The 15874-nt window shown below is 61.1% G+C and carries 12 protein-coding genes; 4 read left to right on the top strand and 8 right to left on the bottom strand.

The annotated features are described in order from the left end of the window. Positions 1–3: 3 nt before the first annotated feature. Genes BFP92_RS14480 through BFP92_RS14470 form a run of 3 tightly spaced genes read right to left on the bottom strand, consistent with a single transcriptional unit; the run spans position 4 to position 3636 of the window. A complete protein-coding gene (locus BFP92_RS14480) occupies positions 4–1188 on the bottom strand; it encodes an acetyl-CoA C-acyltransferase (RefSeq protein WP_065930012.1) in 1185 nt (394 codons plus the stop codon). 12 nt (positions 1189–1200) lie between these two features. After that, entirely contained in the window at positions 1201–1968 is a 768-nt protein-coding gene (locus BFP92_RS14475) for an SDR family NAD(P)-dependent oxidoreductase (protein ID WP_065930011.1), read from the bottom strand. 21 nt (positions 1969–1989) lie between these two features. After that, complete coding sequence (locus tag BFP92_RS14470) at positions 1990–3636, bottom strand: AMP-binding protein (RefSeq protein WP_065930010.1); 1647 nt, start codon at positions 3634–3636, stop codon at positions 1990–1992. A 226-nt stretch (positions 3637–3862) separates the two neighbouring features. Between BFP92_RS14470 and BFP92_RS14465 the strand changes: the two genes are divergently transcribed. From BFP92_RS14465 to BFP92_RS14450, 4 genes are all read left to right on the top strand, one after another. Beyond that, positions 3863–4756 carry a bestrophin family protein gene (locus tag BFP92_RS14465; RefSeq protein WP_065930009.1) on the top strand — a complete coding sequence of 298 codons (894 nt, stop codon included), beginning with the start codon at positions 3863–3865 and terminating at the stop codon, positions 4754–4756. Between the two features lie 77 nt (positions 4757–4833). Then, the gene (locus tag BFP92_RS14460; protein WP_065930008.1) at positions 4834–5892 is read left to right on the top strand and encodes a HEAT repeat domain-containing protein; all 1059 of its coding nucleotides are present in this window, start codon (positions 4834–4836) and stop codon (positions 5890–5892) included. A 151-nt stretch (positions 5893–6043) separates the two neighbouring features. Further along, positions 6044–7546: an ATPase domain-containing protein gene (locus BFP92_RS14455; protein ID WP_065930198.1), complete on the top strand. Its 1503-nt coding sequence runs from the start codon at positions 6044–6046 to the stop codon at positions 7544–7546. After that, complete coding sequence (locus BFP92_RS14450) at positions 7543–9213, top strand: ATP-binding protein (RefSeq protein WP_065930007.1); 1671 nt, start codon at positions 7543–7545, stop codon at positions 9211–9213. Before BFP92_RS14455 ends, BFP92_RS14450 begins: the two co-directional genes overlap by 4 nt. Before the next feature lie 26 nt (positions 9214–9239). Here BFP92_RS14450 and BFP92_RS14445 read toward each other — a convergent pair whose 3' ends face one another. The 5 genes from BFP92_RS14445 to BFP92_RS14425 form a co-directional block, all read right to left on the bottom strand. Beyond that, positions 9240–9617: a response regulator gene (locus BFP92_RS14445; RefSeq protein ID WP_017738124.1), complete on the bottom strand. Its 378-nt coding sequence runs from the start codon at positions 9615–9617 to the stop codon at positions 9240–9242. Between the two features lie 78 nt (positions 9618–9695). Then, on the bottom strand, positions 9696–10889 hold the full coding sequence (locus tag BFP92_RS14440) for a hybrid sensor histidine kinase/response regulator (protein WP_065930006.1): 1194 nt from the start codon (positions 10887–10889) through the stop codon (positions 9696–9698). Continuing rightward, positions 10883–11482 carry a chemotaxis protein CheB gene (locus BFP92_RS14435; RefSeq protein ID WP_065930005.1) on the bottom strand — a complete coding sequence of 200 codons (600 nt, stop codon included), beginning with the start codon at positions 11480–11482 and terminating at the stop codon, positions 10883–10885. Before BFP92_RS14435 ends, BFP92_RS14440 begins: the two co-directional genes overlap by 7 nt. Then, positions 11479–12309, bottom strand: coding sequence for a CheR family methyltransferase (locus BFP92_RS14430; RefSeq protein ID WP_065930004.1), 831 nt, complete (start codon positions 12307–12309; stop codon positions 11479–11481). The genes BFP92_RS14435 and BFP92_RS14430 overlap by 4 nt, the downstream gene beginning before the upstream one ends. Further along, positions 12310–15807, bottom strand: coding sequence for a response regulator (locus tag BFP92_RS14425; protein ID WP_065930003.1), 3498 nt, complete (start codon positions 15805–15807; stop codon positions 12310–12312). Positions 15808–15874 lie beyond the last annotated feature (67 nt).

Raw genomic sequence — 15874 nt, 5'->3', positions numbered from 1 at the left:
TCCTTAATACAGGCATTCGACGGCCATGGCCGTGGCTTCACCGCCGCCGATGCAGATGGCGGCAACCCCACGCTTGAGGCCTTTCTGGCGCAGGGCCGAAAGCAACGTCACCAGGATACGCGCGCCGGAAGCACCAATCGGATGGCCCAGGGCACAGGCGCCGCCGTGAATATTGACCTTGCTGTGGGGGATTTCCAGCTTGCTCATGGTCACCAGGCTGACCACCGCGAAGGCTTCGTTGATTTCAAACAGGTCAACGTCGCCCAGGTTCCAGCCGGTCTTGCTCATCAGCTTGCGAATCGCGCCCACGGGTGCCACCGGGAACAACCCGGGCTCATCGGCAAACGCCGCGTGCCCGTGGATCACCGCCAAGGGTTTGAGGCCACGCTGTTGCGCCTCGGACTGACGCATCAGCACCAACGCCGCCGCCCCATCGGAAATCGAGCTGGAGTTGGCCGCCGTCACCGTGCCGCCCTCGCGGAACGCCGGTTTCAGGCTGGCGATCTTGTCGAGCTTGGCCTTGGGCGGCTGTTCGTCATGCAGGATGGTCTTTTGCTCTTTGCCGACGGTGACCTGCACCGGAACGATTTCGGCGGCAAAGCTGCCGTGGGTGATGGCCTCTTGCGCGCGGGTCAGCGAGGCAATGGCGAAGGCGTCCTGGGCTTCACGGGTGAAACCGTTGTGCTCGGCGCAGTCTTCGGCAAAGGTGCCCATCAGGCGGCCCTTGTCGTAGGCGTCTTCGAGGCCGTCAAGGAACATATGGTCGAGCACCTTGCCGTGGCCCATGCGGTAGCCGCTGCGCGCGCGGTCGAGCAGGTACGGCGCGTTGGACATGCTTTCCATGCCGCCGGCGACCACCACGTCGACACTGCCGGCCAGCAGCGAGTCGTGGGCGAGGATGGTCGCTTCCATGCCCGAGCCGCACATCTTGTTCAAGGTGGTGCAGCGCGTGGCCTTGTCCAGCCCGGCGCCCAAAGCGGCCTGACGCGCGGGCGCCTGGCCCAGGCCTGCGGGCAGCACGCAGCCGAACAGCACTTCGTCCACGGCATCCGGGGCAATCCCGGCCCGTTCGACGGCGGCGCGGATCGCGGCAGCGCCCAGTTGCGGCGCGGTCAGGCCTTTGAGGTCGCCCTGGAAACCGCCCATGGGCGTGCGCGCGGCGCTGACAATGACAATCGGATCGTTCATGCGGTGTTCTCCTTACTTGGCGGCCATGCGCAAGGCGCCGTCGAGACGGATCACCTCGCCGTTGAGCATGCTGTTTTCGATGATGTGGCGTACCAGCGCGGCGTACTCGCACGGTTTGCCCAAACGCGGCGGAAATGGCACGCCCGCGGCCAGTGAATCGCGCACTTCGGCGGTCATGCCGGCCATCATCGGGGTTTCGAAAATGCCCGGAGCAATAGTCATCACGCGAATGCCAAAACGCGCCAGTTCGCGGGCGGCGGGCAAGGTCAGGCTGGCGATGGCGCCTTTGGAGGCGGCATACGCCGCCTGGCCGATCTGCCCGTCAAACGCGGCCACCGAGGCGGTGTTGATGATCACGCCACGCTCACCGTCGGCATTCGCCTCGGTTTCAGCGATGGCCGCCGCCGCCAGGCGCAGCAGGTTGAAGCTGCCGATCAGGTTGACGTTGATCACCTGGGCAAAGCTGGCCAACGCGTGTGGGCCGTTCTTGCCGAGGATCTTCTCGCCACGTACCACCCCGGCGCAGTTCACCAGCCCGTGCAGGCCGCCAAAGGCTGCAACGGCGGCGTGTACGGCCGCTTCGGCGGCGGCTTCCTGGCTGATATCGGCCACGGCGCTGCGGGCGTTGTCGCCCAGTTGCCTGGCTTTGGCCGCCACGGCGTCGGCGTTCAGGTCGACCAGCATCACTTTGGCACCGGCGGCAATCAGCATTTCAGCGGTGGCCGCGCCGAGGCCCGAAGCACCGCCGCTGACCAGGAATACCTTGTTTTCAATCTGCATCATTGTTTCCTTAAAAGTGGATCAGGCGATGGCCTGTGCCTTCGCAATTTCCTGATTACGCAAAATAAAGCGTTGCAGCTTGCCGCTCGGGGTCTTGGGCAAGTCGCTGACAAATTCGATTTCCCGTGGGTAGGCGTGGGCCGCCAGGCGCTTGCGCACGTGCAAACGCAGCTCCTCGGCCAGCTCCGGCGTGGCGCGGTACTGTTCGTTGAGCACCACAAAGGCTTTGACCAGTTCGGTGCGCTCCGGGCAGGGTTTGCCGACGACGGCGGCTTCGACCACGGCCGGGTGTTCGACCAGTGCGCTTTCGACGTCGAATGGCCCTACGCGGTAGCCGGACGTGGTGATCACATCATCACTGCGCCCGACGAAGCTGATGCTGCCGTCCGGGTTCAGCTCCACGGTGTCGCCACTGAGGTAATACTTGCCGACAAATGCCTTGGTCTTTACCCCGTCGTAGCCGGCGAACCAGCACATCGGCGACTGTTCACGGTCAATGGCGAGGATGCCCGGCTGGCCCGCCGGCAGTTCCTGGTACTCATCATTGAGCACCACGATGCGGTGGCCCGGTGAGGCAAAGCCCGCCGAACCGACGTGCACGGAGTGCGCCAGGCCATGGTGGTTGCACAGCACCATGCCCAGTTCGGTCTGGCCGTAATGGTCATGGATGACCACGCCCAGGTTGTCGGCAAACCAGCGGATCACTTCCGGGTTCAGCGGTTCGCCGGCACTGCTGACGATACGCAGCTTGCCCTTGATCGAGCGCGCGAACTGTTCGCCGCCGGCGATCAGCAGGCGGTATGCGGTGGGCGAACCGGTGAGGTTGGTAATCCCGTATTTATTGATCACCCGGCAGGTGCTTTCCAGGGTGAACGGCCCATCGTAGAACGTAATCGGGTGGCCCATGGACAAAGGCCCGGTTACGCCAAAATAGATACCGTAAGCCCAGCCCGGGTCGGCGACATTCCAAAAGGCGTCCTCGGGGCGCAAGTCCACCGCGTCGCGGGTGTAGCTCTGGAACGCGACGATGGCCTTGAGCGGCACCGACAGCGCTTTTGACGGGCCGGTGGTGCCCGAGGTGAACATCAGCAGGAACGGGTCTTCTGCGCCCAGTAACACCGGCTCGCATGTATTCGAGTAATTCGGCAGTTCGGCCCAGAAGCTGTAGTCGCCGCGCACGATGCCTTCGCCCTTGTCCCCGGCCACCGTGACGATGGTCGGGCAGCCCTCGACGTCTGCCAGCTTGGGGCGGTTGACCGCATCGGTGACCACCACTGCGGCGCCGGAGCTGTTCAGCCGATGCTCGATGGCCTTGGGCCCGAAGGCGGTAAACAGTGGCTGATACACCGCGCCGATACGCCACGTGGCGAACACCACCACCAATAACTCTGCCGTGCGTGGCAGCAGCCCCGCCACCTTGTCGCCGCGTTGCACGCCTTGGGCCAGAAGGAAATTGGCAAAGCGCGCCGCCTGGTCCTGCAATTGGGTGAAGGTCACGCTGGCACTGCGCCCGTCCTTGCCTTCCCAAAACAACGCAATGCGACCCGGCAGCGCGTGGCGGTCGCAACACTCCACGCAGGCATTCAAGGCTTGCAGGTTGCCGGACAGGGCGGCGTCGACGGTGTGCTGGTAATCGAAGGCAGTGGTGGCAGCCAAATACTCACGCATGGTTCCAAATCCTTGTGTGTTTTTATTTTCAGGACATTTTCACGACGAGAATCGTGGAAATAATCGCCCTGGCGCGCGGTGGCGGCAATGGTCAAAGCCTTCAACTTGGCTGACTGGTTTGGCTAATCATTGATCCGGCCTATCAGCCGGTCAGCCGCAGTGATTGGACGCTCGGGGCGCAACCTCCTAATCTCCAGGCCTGTGCCGCCGAAGAAGCCGTGTCCCGATGATCGTCCGTCCCAAACCCAACCTCATGGGTATCCTGTTTTCCCTTAAAGGTTCGATTGCCAAGCGCATCGCCTTGCGCAGCCTGATGGTCACGTTGCTGGCGTCGGTGATCGTGCTGGTGGAGACTCTGCACCCGGCCTACTTCTCCAAGGTCAATGCCACGCCGTTTACCTTGCTGGGGTTGTCGCTGTCGATCTTCATGAGCTTTCGCAACAACGCCTGCTACGACCGTTGGTGGGAGGGCCGCAAGCAGCTGGGGCAGATGGTCATTGAGGTGCGCTCGCTGATTCGCGAAACCCAGGTGCTGGGCGACTCACCTGAACGCGCCAGCCTGCTGCGTGGGCTGTGCGGGTTTGCCCACGGCCTGGTCGCGCACCTGCGCCGTGAAGATCAAGCCCGCGTCATCACGCCTTGGATGGCTGTCGACCCGGCGCATCCCAATCTCCCCGACCACGTGCTGCAACAATTGGGCGCGCGCTTTTCGCGGCTGGCCGAACAGGGCGTGATCAGTGAATGGCGCTACACCCAGCTGGAAACCCGGCTGGTCAGCCTCAGCCTGGTACAGGCCGCCTGCGAGCGGATCAAAACCACGCCGCTGCCCTTCCCGTACACCTTGCTGTTGCACCGCACCATCTACCTGTTCTGCATTTTGCTGCCGTTCGCCATGGCCGAGCCGTTGGGCTGGTTGACGCCGGTGTTCACCGCCATCGTCAGCTACACGTTCTTTGGTTTGGATGAAATCGGTGATGATCTGGAAGACCCGTTCGGTTTCGATGAAAACGATCTGCCCTGCAATGCGATAGTGCGCACCCTGGAGCGCGAGATTATCAAAGCCCTGGGCGAGATCGACCTGCCCCCTGCCCTGGAACCGGTGGATTACGTGCTGGGCTGATACGGGTTTGACACTCGTCGTGGTCTGGCCGAAGCTTGAGGCTTTGCGATAGCTGCCCCCAGCTTTTGGACGCCTGCATGTCAAAGTCACGCCGTTATTCCATCCTCGGCCTGTGCGCCCTGTTGTTGCTTGTGTTGGTCACCTGGTTTTTCTCCCGTTCCACTCCGGTGGCCGTGCCGCCGGCGATTGCCCATGGTTACGCCAAGGCATTGAAGCAGGCGCGCAACGGCGAACCCGGCGCCGCCCGTGTGCTGTATCAGCAGCTGGGTCGCCCGGACCTGTCACCTGAACGCCGCGCGGCGTTACACGCGGAACTGCCCAATTACCCAAGCCCTCAGGCGTTGAAGCTGGCGGATAAAGACCTGGCCGATGAGTCGCCGTTGGTTCGCGAAGCGGCGATTCACAGCATTGTCGGCCTGGTACCCAGCGGCCAACGCACCTTGCTGCTTGGCCCGGCGCTGGATGACCCAGAGCAGGAAGTTCGCTTTGCCGCCGCCAACGCCCTGCTCGGCCTGTCGCCGGATACCCTGGGCCTGTATTTCGGGCCTTTGCAGCAAGTGCTCGATGAGTTTGTGAAAAAGCTCAAGGCTCAGCCCGAAACCGCCGAGGGCTGGATTCAGCTGGCGCGCCTGTACATCCACAGCTCCTTGCTGCCGGACGCACAACATGCATTGGAGCAGGCCATGCGCCTGCAGCCGGACAACCTGCAAGCCGTGGTGGCGCAGATCGAATTGCTTGATAAACAGGGCAAGACCGACGAGTCCCGCCAGTTGCTGGCGCGGCAGTTGGCAGCGCATCCGGAGTCGGCCTACCTGCAACACGCTCTGGGCATGTGGCTGTTGCACCATGGGGAGCGGCCGTACGCGTTGCTTGGCCTGTCCAAAGCCGTGGAGCTTGAGCCCGACAATCAGGATTACCGTTTCGACCTCGCCACCACCCTGCACGCCCAGGAAGAAGTGGACGCCGCCCAGCGTCAACTGGAAGAAATCGTTCAGCGCCACCCCGCCAATCGCAAGGCGCGTGTGTTGCTGGTCAACTATTGGAAAGAAACCGGGCAGTTGCAGAATGTGCAGGTATTGCTGGCGCAGCTGGAACAACAGAACCCGGATGATCCGGCGTTGCAGCAAGGGCTTTAGCTCCCACACAAAAACAGCGCTTTGGCACAGGTCACAAATCCACCACGATTTATACGACAGGTTGAACCGCCACAAACCGCCACGGTCAAGTAAATATGGCGCGCCCGAGGTGACGCGCCCCCATTACATGTACGTGACCCGAGGGCACTTCTTGTCTACATCCAAAGAGCTGTTCAGTGAAAAGGCGGCCACCGGCATCGAAGGTCTTGATGACATTCTTTCCGGGGGGCTATCACGCGGCCACCTGTTCCTGCTGGAAGGCGAACCCGGCACCGGCAAAACCACCGTAGCGCTGCACTTCCTGCAAGCCGGCGCAAAAAACGGTGAGCGATCCTTGTACATCACCCTGTCCGAAACCGAGCGCGAGTTGCGCCAGGGCGCCAAGTCCCACGGCTGGGACCTGGACGACAACATTCATATCTTCGAGTTGACCCCACCGGAAAGCTTGCTCAACCCCGAGCACCAGCAAAGCCTGCTGTATTCCTCCGACCTGGAACTGGGTGAGGCCACCCGGCAGATTTTTGAAGTGGTGGAACGGGTCAAACCCACCCGCGTGGTGCTCGACAGTCTTTCGGAAATCCGCCTGCTGGCGCAAAGCTCGCTGCGCTATCGGCGCCAGATCCTGGCGATCAAACACTATTTTGTGCGCTATGACGCCACCGTGCTGCTGCTTGACGACCTGACCACCGAGTCCCTGGATAAAACCGTGCACAGCGTGGCCCACGGCGTAATTCGCCTGGAAGAGCTGACGCCCACTTACGGCGCCGAACGCCGCCGCATCCGCGTGGTGAAGTACCGTGGCCAGAAATACCGTGGCGGCTTTCACGACTTCACCATCATGCAAGACGGCATCCACGTGTTCCCACGCCTGGTGGCCGCCGAACATCGTGGTGGTTACGTGCGTCAGACCTTGAGCAGTGGCATCCGCGAAATGGACGCCTTGATGGGCGGCGGCGTAGAAACCGGCTCCAGCACGCTGATCCTCGGCCCTGCCGGTACCGGCAAATCCCTTATCTCGATGATCTTCGCCGCCGCTGCCGTGTCGCGCGGCGAAAAAGCCGCGCTGTTCATTTTCGATGAAGAGCTGGGCCTGTTGTTCGAGCGCATGAAAAACATGGGCATTGACCTGGCCGCGCTGCAAGACACCGGCAACCTGCTGATCGAGCAGGTGGACGCGGCGGAGCTGTCGCCTGGCGAGTTCTCCCACCGAGTCAGGCGTTGCGTCGATGAACGTGGGATCAAAACCGTGGTCATCGACAGTATCAACGGCTACCAGGCGGCGATGCCTGAGGAAAACTCTCTGATCCTGCATATGCACGAGTTGCTGCTGTACCTGAACCGTCGCGGTGCGGCGACGTTCATGACGGTGGCTCAACATGGGTTGGTGGGCGACATGCAGGCTCCCGTCGACATTACTTACCTGGCTGATACTGTGATCCTGCTGCGTTACTTCGAAGCACTCGGCAAGGTCCGCCGGGCTATTTCGATCATCAAGAAGCGCACCGGCACCCACGAGTCCACTATTCGCGAATACCGTATTGGCAGCACGGGTTTGACGGTGGGCGAGCCTCTGGACAACTTCCAGGGCGTACTGCGCGGTATCCCGACTTATATGGGCGCCGGTTCCCCCCTGCTCAAGGAAGAGGGCGTGTGACCGGTCTTTCTCCCGTCTCCGAGCGCGCAATTATCCTCGCGCCACTGGGCCGTGACGGCTCCCTGGCGCTGATGATGCTCAAGGAAGCCGGCTACAACGGCATGGTTGCCGCCAACCTGACCGTACTCTGCGAAGCACTTGAGCACGGCGTCGGTATGTTGGTGATTGCCGCCGAAGCCCTGCGCGGTGTCGATCTGGAGCCGCTGCTGACCTACCTGCATGAGCAGCCGGCCTGGTCCGACTTGCCCATCGTGCTGCTCACCCACCATGGCGGCAGTGAACAGAACGGCTCATCGCACCTGAGCGGTTTGCTGGGCAACGTGACCTTCCTGGAGCGCCCTTTCCATCCGGTGACCCTGATCAGCCTGGTGAGTGCTGCCCTGCGTGGTCGGCGCCGGCAATACGAAGCGCGTGACCGCCTGATCGACCTGAGCGAGAGCGAACTGCGCCTGCAACGCACCCTGGAAACCCTTGAGCAGCAGGTTGAAGAGCGCACGGCGCAACTGCGCAACAACGAAGAAGCGTTGCGCCAGTCACAGAAAATGGAGGCCGTCGGCCAGTTGACCGGTGGTATCGCCCATGACTTCAACAATATGCTCACCGGCATTATCGGCAGCCTGGAGCTGCTGCGCAGGCGGGTGGCCCGCGGCAAACTGGACGACCTCGACAGCTTGATCGACCTGGGCGTGACCTCGGCCAACCGCGCTGCCGGCCTGACCCACCGTTTGCTGGCGTTTTCACGCCGTCAGTCGCTGGACCCCAAGCCCGTGGAGATCAACCAGCTGGTCAGTTCCATGGGCGAATTGCTGCAACGCAGTATCAACGAAAGCATCGCTTTGGACATGCGTCTGAGCGATGAACTGTGGACCGCCGAGGCCGACCCCAATCAGCTGGAAAGCGCCCTGCTCAACCTGGTGATCAATGCGCGCGATGCCATGCCCAGCGGCGGTAGCCTGACTGTAGAAACCGCCAACCGCCACCTCGACAATGTGTTTACGGCCGCCTATGGCACCTTGCTGCCAGGCGATTACGTGGAACTGAGCGTCAGCGACACCGGCTGTGGTATTCCCGAAAGCCTGTTGGGCCGGGTCTTCGACCCGTTCTTTACGACCAAGCCGATCGGCCAGGGCACCGGCCTCGGCTTGTCGATGATCTACGGCTTTGCCCGGCAATCCCATGGCCATGTGACCATCCACAGTGAAGTCGGCAAGGGCACGACGGTCAGCCTGTTCCTGCCGCGCTTTATCGGTGAGCGCATCGCGGACGCCGTCGTCAACCCGGCGCTGCTGCCCTTCGCCAATGCCGGCGAAACCGTACTGATCGTCGAAGACGATGCCGCCGTGCGTCTGTTGGTCAGCGCTGTGCTCAAGGAATTGGGCTATGCCTTTGTCGAGGCCGGCGATGCCAATACCGCCGTGCCGATCATCCAATCCGACCAGCGTATTGACCTGCTGATCAGTGATGTGGGCCTGCCCGGCATGAACGGGCGGCAACTGGCAGAAATCGGGCGGCAATTGCGCCCGGAACTCAAGGTCTTGTTTATCACTGGCTACGCCGAGCATGCGGCGGTGCGCGGGGGGTTCCTGGACCCGGGAATGCAGTTGATCACCAAGCCGTTTACCTTCGATTTGTTGACGGCGAAGGTGCGGGAGATGATCAAGCAATAGGGCTGCTGCCAGGCAGCCCTGGTGATTCAGGCCAGCAGGCGCTGGATATGCTCGTGCAAGGTATCCAGATCAAACGGCTTGGCCAGAATCGGCGCATTGCGCGTGATCGGGCTGTTGCAGTCGAGGATCTCCTGCGGGTAACCGCTGATAAAGATCACTTTCAATTCAGGTCGCAGCTTGATCGCAGGCTCAGCGATCTGCACGCCGGAAATCCCGCCCGGCAGGCGGTAATCCGTGACCATCAGGTCCAGGTGCGGCTTGGTGGCCAGAATCTCGAAGGCCTGCTCCCCATCGATCGCCTTCAGTACCCGGTAGCCAAGGCCTGCCAGGTATTCACCCAGCACAAACATAATGGATTCGTCGTCTTCGACGATCAGTACGACATCTTGTGCATCTTCACTCATGGGAAGCCTTTGTCCGGTCAGTTGCTGCAAGTACGACCATGGGGTCACGCAGAGGTTGCGTCGAGCTGACGATTGATTTCATTGCGGCTCTCCAAGTGGCAGGCACACCCGGAACAGCGCGCCCTCGCCTATCTGGCTCTCGACCTCGATGGTGCCGCCATGGGCCGTCACGATCTGCTCGGAAATAAACAGCCCCAGGCCCAGACCCGCCGCGACGTGGCTGGCCGAAACGCGTTCGAATTGCTGGAAAATACGCTTCTGGTTGTCTGCGCTGATGCCGATGCCACGGTCACGCACCTCGACGCGCGCCTCACCGTGTTCGGTGTACACACGCACATCCACCGGGCTTTTGGCACCGTAACGCAGGGCGTTGGTCAACAGGTTGGTGACCACTTGTTCAATACGGAACTCATCCCAATTGCCCTCCACCGGTTCATCGGCCACCAAGTGCATCGAAGAACCGGCGGATGCCACTTGCGGCTCGAAGTTTTTCACCAGGTTGCGCACCAGTTGCGCCAGGTCGAAGCGCGCCGGACGAATCGACAGTTTGCCGGTGCGGATGCGCGACACGTCGAGCATGTCTTCGATCAGGCGGATAAGGCTCTGGATCTGGCGCTCGTCGCGGTCGACCATGGCGTGCATCTTGTCCAGGGTGAACGCGGCGGCGTTATCCCGCGCCAGGTGCATCTTGCGCAACTGGGTCTCGAGGATCAGCCCGTTAAGCGGCGTGCGCACTTCGTGGGCAACGATCGACATGAAGTCGTCACGCATGCGCACGGCCTGCTCAAGCTCGGCCTGGGTGGCCTGCAGGCGCGTCAGCAGCAGCTCCTGCTCCCGGCGGCTGCGCTCCAGGGCTTCGACTTGCTGTTTCATCGCCTTGCTCTGGCGGTACAGGTCGACGAACACATTGACCTTGCTCTTCACCGCGTGGATGTCCAGCGGCTTGTGCAAAAAATCCACTGCGCCGCTTTCATAGCCTTTGAAGGCATAGTTGAGTTCGCGGCCGGCGGCGCTGACGAACACAATCGGGATGTTCTTGGTCTTTTCGGTGCCGCGCATCAGTTCGGCCAGCTCGAAACCGTTCATGCCGGGCATCTGCACATCGAGAATCGCCATGGCGAACTCATGCTCGAGCAACAGTGACAAGGCCTCGTCAGCGCTCAATGCCTTGAAGACCTGGCGATCTTCGCGCTTGATCAGCGCTTCAAGGGCCAGCAGGTTTTCCGGCAGATCGTCGACGATCAGCAGTTTGGCCTGGACAGTACTTAACATGGGGAAGATTCCAGGGAAGCCAGCAGTGAACCAATCTGGCTCAAGGTGAGAATATGATCAGGTGTGTGCAAGGCCAGCGCCGCCAGGGGCATCACGGCGATACGCGCTTCTGTGGGCTCTTGGACGATGGTGGTGCCACCCGAGTCTTTGACGTGGGCAAGGCCACGCGCGCCATCCTGGTTGGCGCCGGTCAGCAGAATCGCCAGCAGGCTGTTGCCGTAGGTGTCGGCAGCCGAAGCAAACAGGTAATCGATGGCCGGCCGCGAATGATGCACGCGGTCTTCCTGGCTCATCGACAGGCTGCGGTCGCTTTCTACCGACAGGTGATAGCCGGGGCCGGCGAAATACAGGGTGCCTGGCGCGATCGTTTCCTTGTCGCGTGCTTCTTGCACCGGAATGCTCAGGCGCCGCGCAAAAACTTCGGCCAATTGGCTGCGACGCTCATCCGGCAGGTGCAGCACGGCGATGATCGGTAAGCCGAAGGTGTCAGGCAACGTACCAAAAATCGTCAGCAACGCCTCAACACCGCCGGCGGAGGCGCCGACGACGATGGCTTCAATCCCGCGTGGCGGGTTAGTTGCGGCGTCGCTCATGATTTTCGGTAGATCCGTTCCTGTTTGACCAAGGGTTCGAATTGCTTGCTGTAGGCGGAGAAATCCAGGGTTTCCTTACTGCCCAGCACCAGAAAGCCGCGATGGCAGAGCGACTCATGAAACAACCCGAACGCTCGATCCTGCAACTTTTTATTGAAATAAATCAATACGTTGCGACATGAAATTAATTGAGTTTCTGAAAAGACGCTGTCGGTTGCCAGGCTGTGATCGGCAAAAGTCACGTTCTCGCGCAGCGTCTTGTCGAAGATCGCGTAATCGTAAGCCGCTGTGTAGTAGTCGGCAAATGAACGTTGGCCGCCCGCCTGCTGATAGTTGGCGGTGTAGGCACGCACGTTCTCCAGGGAAAAAATCCCTTGCTTGGCTTTGTCCAGGGACGCCGGATTAATGTCGGTGGCATAAATGATGGTGCGGTCGAGCAAGCCCTCTTCGCGCAGCAGGATTGCCATGGAGTACACCTCCTCGCCCGTGCTGCACCCGGCGATCCAGATTTTGATCGAGGGGTAGGTCTTGAGCAGCGGCACTACTTCCCGGCGAATCGCCAAAAAGTGCGACGGGTCGCGAAACATCTCGCTTACCGGAATCGTCAGAAACTGCAGCAACTGCATAAAGGCCGTCGGATCATGCAACACCCGCTCCTGCAGCGCAGAAATGGTCGCGCAATCGAACTGGCGCAGTGCGTGGGCCACGCGGCGCTTGACGGACGCGCCGGAATAATCGCGAAAGTCGTAGCTGTACTTGAGGTAAATCGCCTCAATCAGCAGGCGCAGCTCAATGTCGCTGCTTTTTTCCAAGAAAACGTGCTCCACTTAAATGCGTTCCATCTTCGGCAGCCATACGCGAATCAGCGAGAACAGCCGGTCCAGGTCGATCGGCTTGGCCAGGTAATCGTTGGAGCCTGCCGCCAGGCAGCGTTCCTGATCGTCCTTCATGGCCTTGGCCGTCACCGCAATAATCGGCAGTTTCTTCCAGCGCGGGTCCTGGCGGATCAAGGCAGTTGCCTCGTAACCGTCCATCTCCGGCATCATCACGTCCATCAGCACCAGGTCGATGTCCTCGACTTCATTGAGTTTGTCGATGGCTTCATGGCCATTACGCCCGATCACCACCACCGCGCCTTTGTGCTCCAGGGCACTGGTCAGGGCGAAGATGTTACGCACATCGTCGTCGACCAACAGGATCTTGCGCCCCTCGAAGACCTTGTCGCGGCTGCGGGCGGTCTTGAGCATCTTCTGGCGGTCATGGGACAGCTGGGATTCGACTTTGTGCAGAAACAGCGTCACTTCGTCCAGCAAGCGTTCAGGTGAGCGTGCGCCTTTGATGATGATCGAGCGCGAATACTTGCGCAGCTCGGCTTCTTCGTCACGGGTCAGGTTACGCCCGGTGTACACGATCACCGGCGGGAACGAGCAGATATCTTCGGTGGCCATGCGCTTGAGCAGCTCATTGCCGAGCATGTCCGGCAGCTTCAAGTCGATGATCATACAGTCGTAGATGTTGGTGCGCAGCAGGTCCAGGGCCGCTTGGGCGTAGCCGACGTCGGTGATTTCGATGTCATCGTCGCCGATCAGGCGGGCAATGCTGTCGCGCTGCAGGTCATCGTCCTCCACCAGCAGCACGCGCTTGACCTTCTGGGTCAGCTTGGCTTCCAGGCGCGCAAACACGTCCTTGAGCTCTTCGCGGGTGGTCGGCTTCACCGCATAACCGATGGCGCCCATGTGCATGGCGGCTTCGACGCGGTCTTCGACGGAGATCACGTGCACGGGAATGTGGCGGGTATTGGCGTGTTCCTTGAGGCGTTGCAACACGGTCAGGCCGGAATGGTCAGGCAGGCGCATGTCCAGCAGGATCGCATCCGGGATGTACTCCTCGGCCAGGCTGTAGCCTTCGTCTGCGCCGTGGGCGACCAGGCAGTGGTAGCCCAGTTCGTGGGCCAGGTCGAAAAGGATGCGGGCAAAGTTGGGTTCGTCTTCCACCACCAGGATGCAGCGCGTGGCGAACGGTGCCTTGTCGCGGTCGTCGGCAAAGCGCGGAATCTGTTTGGCATCGGCCACCGGCAGCGGTGAAATCGCCATGGGCTTGGGCGCCGGCGCCGCCACCACCTGGCGTGGCGCCTCGATCGGCGCGGCACCCTCCTCACGCTCTACATAATGTTCCGGCAGTACCAGGGTGAACACGCTGCCCTTGCCCGGCTCGCTGGTCACGCTGATATAGCCGCCGAGCAAACTCGCCAGGTCACGGGAGATCGACAGGCCCAGGCCAGTGCCGCCGTAACGGCGGTTGGTGGTGCCATCGGCCTGGCGGAAGGCTTCGAAGATGCTTTCCTGCTGGTCCAGCGCGATGCCGATGCCCGAGTCGCGCACGGTAAAGGCAACGCCCTCCCCTGGCGCACCGGACACCGACAGGCTGACATCGCCCTGCTCGGTAAACTTGACCGCGTTGGACAGCAGATTTTTGAGGATCTGCTCCAGGCGCTGGCGGTCGGTGAACAGCATCGGCGGCGCGTCCGCTTGAATGTCCACCTGAAAACCCAGCTTGCGATCGGCGGCCAAGGGCTCGAACATCCCGCGCAGGCCATCGACCAGGCGGGCCACGCTGGAGTTTTCCGGGCGCATTTCCAGCTTGCCGGCTTCGACCTTGGAAATATCCAGAATATCGTTGATCAGGTTCAGCAGGTCGTTGCCCGCCGAATAGATCGACTCGGCAAACTTGACCTGCTCGGCGCTGAGGTTTTCCTGCGGGTTCTCGGCCAGCAATTTGGCCAGAATCAACGAGCTGTTGAGCGGCGTGCGCAGCTCATGGGACATGTTGGCAAGGAACTCGGACTTGTACTTGCTGGAGCGCTGCAGCTCGTCGGCACGGTCTTCGAGCTCCAGTTGGGCCTGGTTCAGCTCGACGTTCTTGCGGTCCATGGCATCGCGCTGATCGGACAGGATTTGCGTCTGTTCAGCGAGTTGCTCGTTGGTCTGCTCAAGCTCCGCCTGTTGGGTTTCCAGGTGGGCCTGGGACTCCTTGAGGATGCGCGACTGTTCTTCGAGTTCTTCGTTGGCGGTCTTGAGCTCTTCCTGCTGCACTTGCAGCTCTTCATTGAGCTGCTGGGTCTCGGCCAGCACTTCCTGCAGGCGCTGGCGATAGCGCGCGGCTTCGATGGAGGTGCCGATATTGCCGGCAATCAGTTCCAGCAACTCAACGTCACGTTCATCCAGTGGGCGCAGGAACCCCAGCTCGATCACGCCATTGACGCGGTCATCATCACTGGTGGGCACCACCAATACACTGCGGGTCGAACCTTCGCCCAGGCCGGAGCTGACCTTGAAGTAATCCACCGGCACATCGTCCAGACGGATCAGGCGATCAAGCTGGGCCGCCTGGCCGACAATGCCCTCATCGCTGTAGATCGCCTGTTCTTTTTGCTCTTGCTCGCGGGAAAACCCGTAGGTGGCCACGCGCTTGAGGCCGCCGTGTTCTTCGCGCACGTAGAGTGCTGCAACCGCCGACCCCATGTATTGGGCAAAAAACTGCAGGATATTGCGCCCCAGCATGTTCAGGGTCAGTTGGCCGAGTACCTGTTCGGCCAGTTCGGTCTGGCCGTTACGCAGCCAGGCCTGTTGCTCCAGGCGCCGGGCAATCTTCTGTTGCGACGCGAGGTTTGCGCTGTAACTGTCTGAAAGTGCTACTAAATTTCTTCTTCCGATATAAGCCAGGAACCCGCTCAACCCGAGTACAAAAACCAGGTACAAGGTCACGCTGATAATCGTGGTGCGGGTCACATCGGCATTGCGGCTGACGCGAAATGCCTGCTCCATCGCGACTGCATCCACGTATTCATTGCGGATCGCGTCGGTCAGGCTCTTGCCGCGTCCGGCCTTCACCGCCCCGCGGTAATCGCCGCCGTTGCGCTGCAAGTCGATCATCGACTGGGCGTACTTGTTCCACTCGTATTGCATCGACTCCAGGCGCTTGAGGCGATCGACCTGCTGCGGGTTGTCCGCCACCAGCTCCTGCAGGTTGTGCAGGTCACCAATGATGCGCGGCTTGGCCACTTCGTAAGGGTCGAGGAAATGCTCGTCGCCGGTGATCAGGAAACCGCGCAGGCCGGTTTCCAGGTCCACTGTGAGCTTGGACGACTCATTGAGGTTATTGATAACCCGGTCGGTGTGCTCCACCCACTGGATCACCGACAGCAAATAAGTGATCAGGCAAACGAAAAACACCGCGCTGAGCACGCCGACGCCCAAAGGTAACGCGACATTTCGGCTCAGCAGGGTACGGAAGCTCTTTTCATCGACGGACGACGCGGGAGTCATGGGCATGCCTTGGCCAAGTGCGGAAAAAGGGGGAGTTTGCCCGAATAGCAGTGGCCAAGGCTATGTT

Source organism: Pseudomonas sp. 58 R 3 (assembly GCF_900006605.1).
GTDB classification, from domain to species: Bacteria; Pseudomonadota; Gammaproteobacteria; order Pseudomonadales; family Pseudomonadaceae; genus Aquipseudomonas; species Aquipseudomonas salomonii.
Note: the sequence above shows the minus strand (reverse complement) of the source record. Positions and strands in the feature narration are given on the sequence as shown.

What these genes read in the sequence shown, in the direction of transcription:
- BFP92_RS14470 (WP_065930010.1), bottom strand. Translation starts at nt 3,636, where the DNA reads ATGCGTGAGTATTTGGCTGCCACCACTGCCTTCGATTACCAGCACACC.
- BFP92_RS14440 (WP_065930006.1), bottom strand. Translation starts at nt 10,889, where the DNA reads ATGTTAAGTACTGTCCAGGCCAAACTGCTGATCGTCGACGATCTGCCG.
- BFP92_RS14460 (WP_065930008.1), top strand. Translation starts at nt 4,834, where the DNA reads ATGTCAAAGTCACGCCGTTATTCCATCCTCGGCCTGTGCGCCCTGTTG.
- BFP92_RS14425 (WP_065930003.1), bottom strand. Translation starts at nt 15,807, where the DNA reads ATGACTCCCGCGTCGTCCGTCGATGAAAAGAGCTTCCGTACCCTGCTG.
- BFP92_RS14465 (WP_065930009.1), top strand. Translation starts at nt 3,863, where the DNA reads ATGATCGTCCGTCCCAAACCCAACCTCATGGGTATCCTGTTTTCCCTT.
- BFP92_RS14475 (WP_065930011.1), bottom strand. Translation starts at nt 1,968, where the DNA reads ATGCAGATTGAAAACAAGGTATTCCTGGTCAGCGGCGGTGCTTCGGGC.
- BFP92_RS14480 (WP_065930012.1), bottom strand. Translation starts at nt 1,188, where the DNA reads ATGAACGATCCGATTGTCATTGTCAGCGCCGCGCGCACGCCCATGGGC.
- BFP92_RS14435 (WP_065930005.1), bottom strand. Translation starts at nt 11,482, where the DNA reads ATGAGCGACGCCGCAACTAACCCGCCACGCGGGATTGAAGCCATCGTC.
- BFP92_RS14445 (WP_017738124.1), bottom strand. Translation starts at nt 9,617, where the DNA reads ATGAGTGAAGATGCACAAGATGTCGTACTGATCGTCGAAGACGACGAA.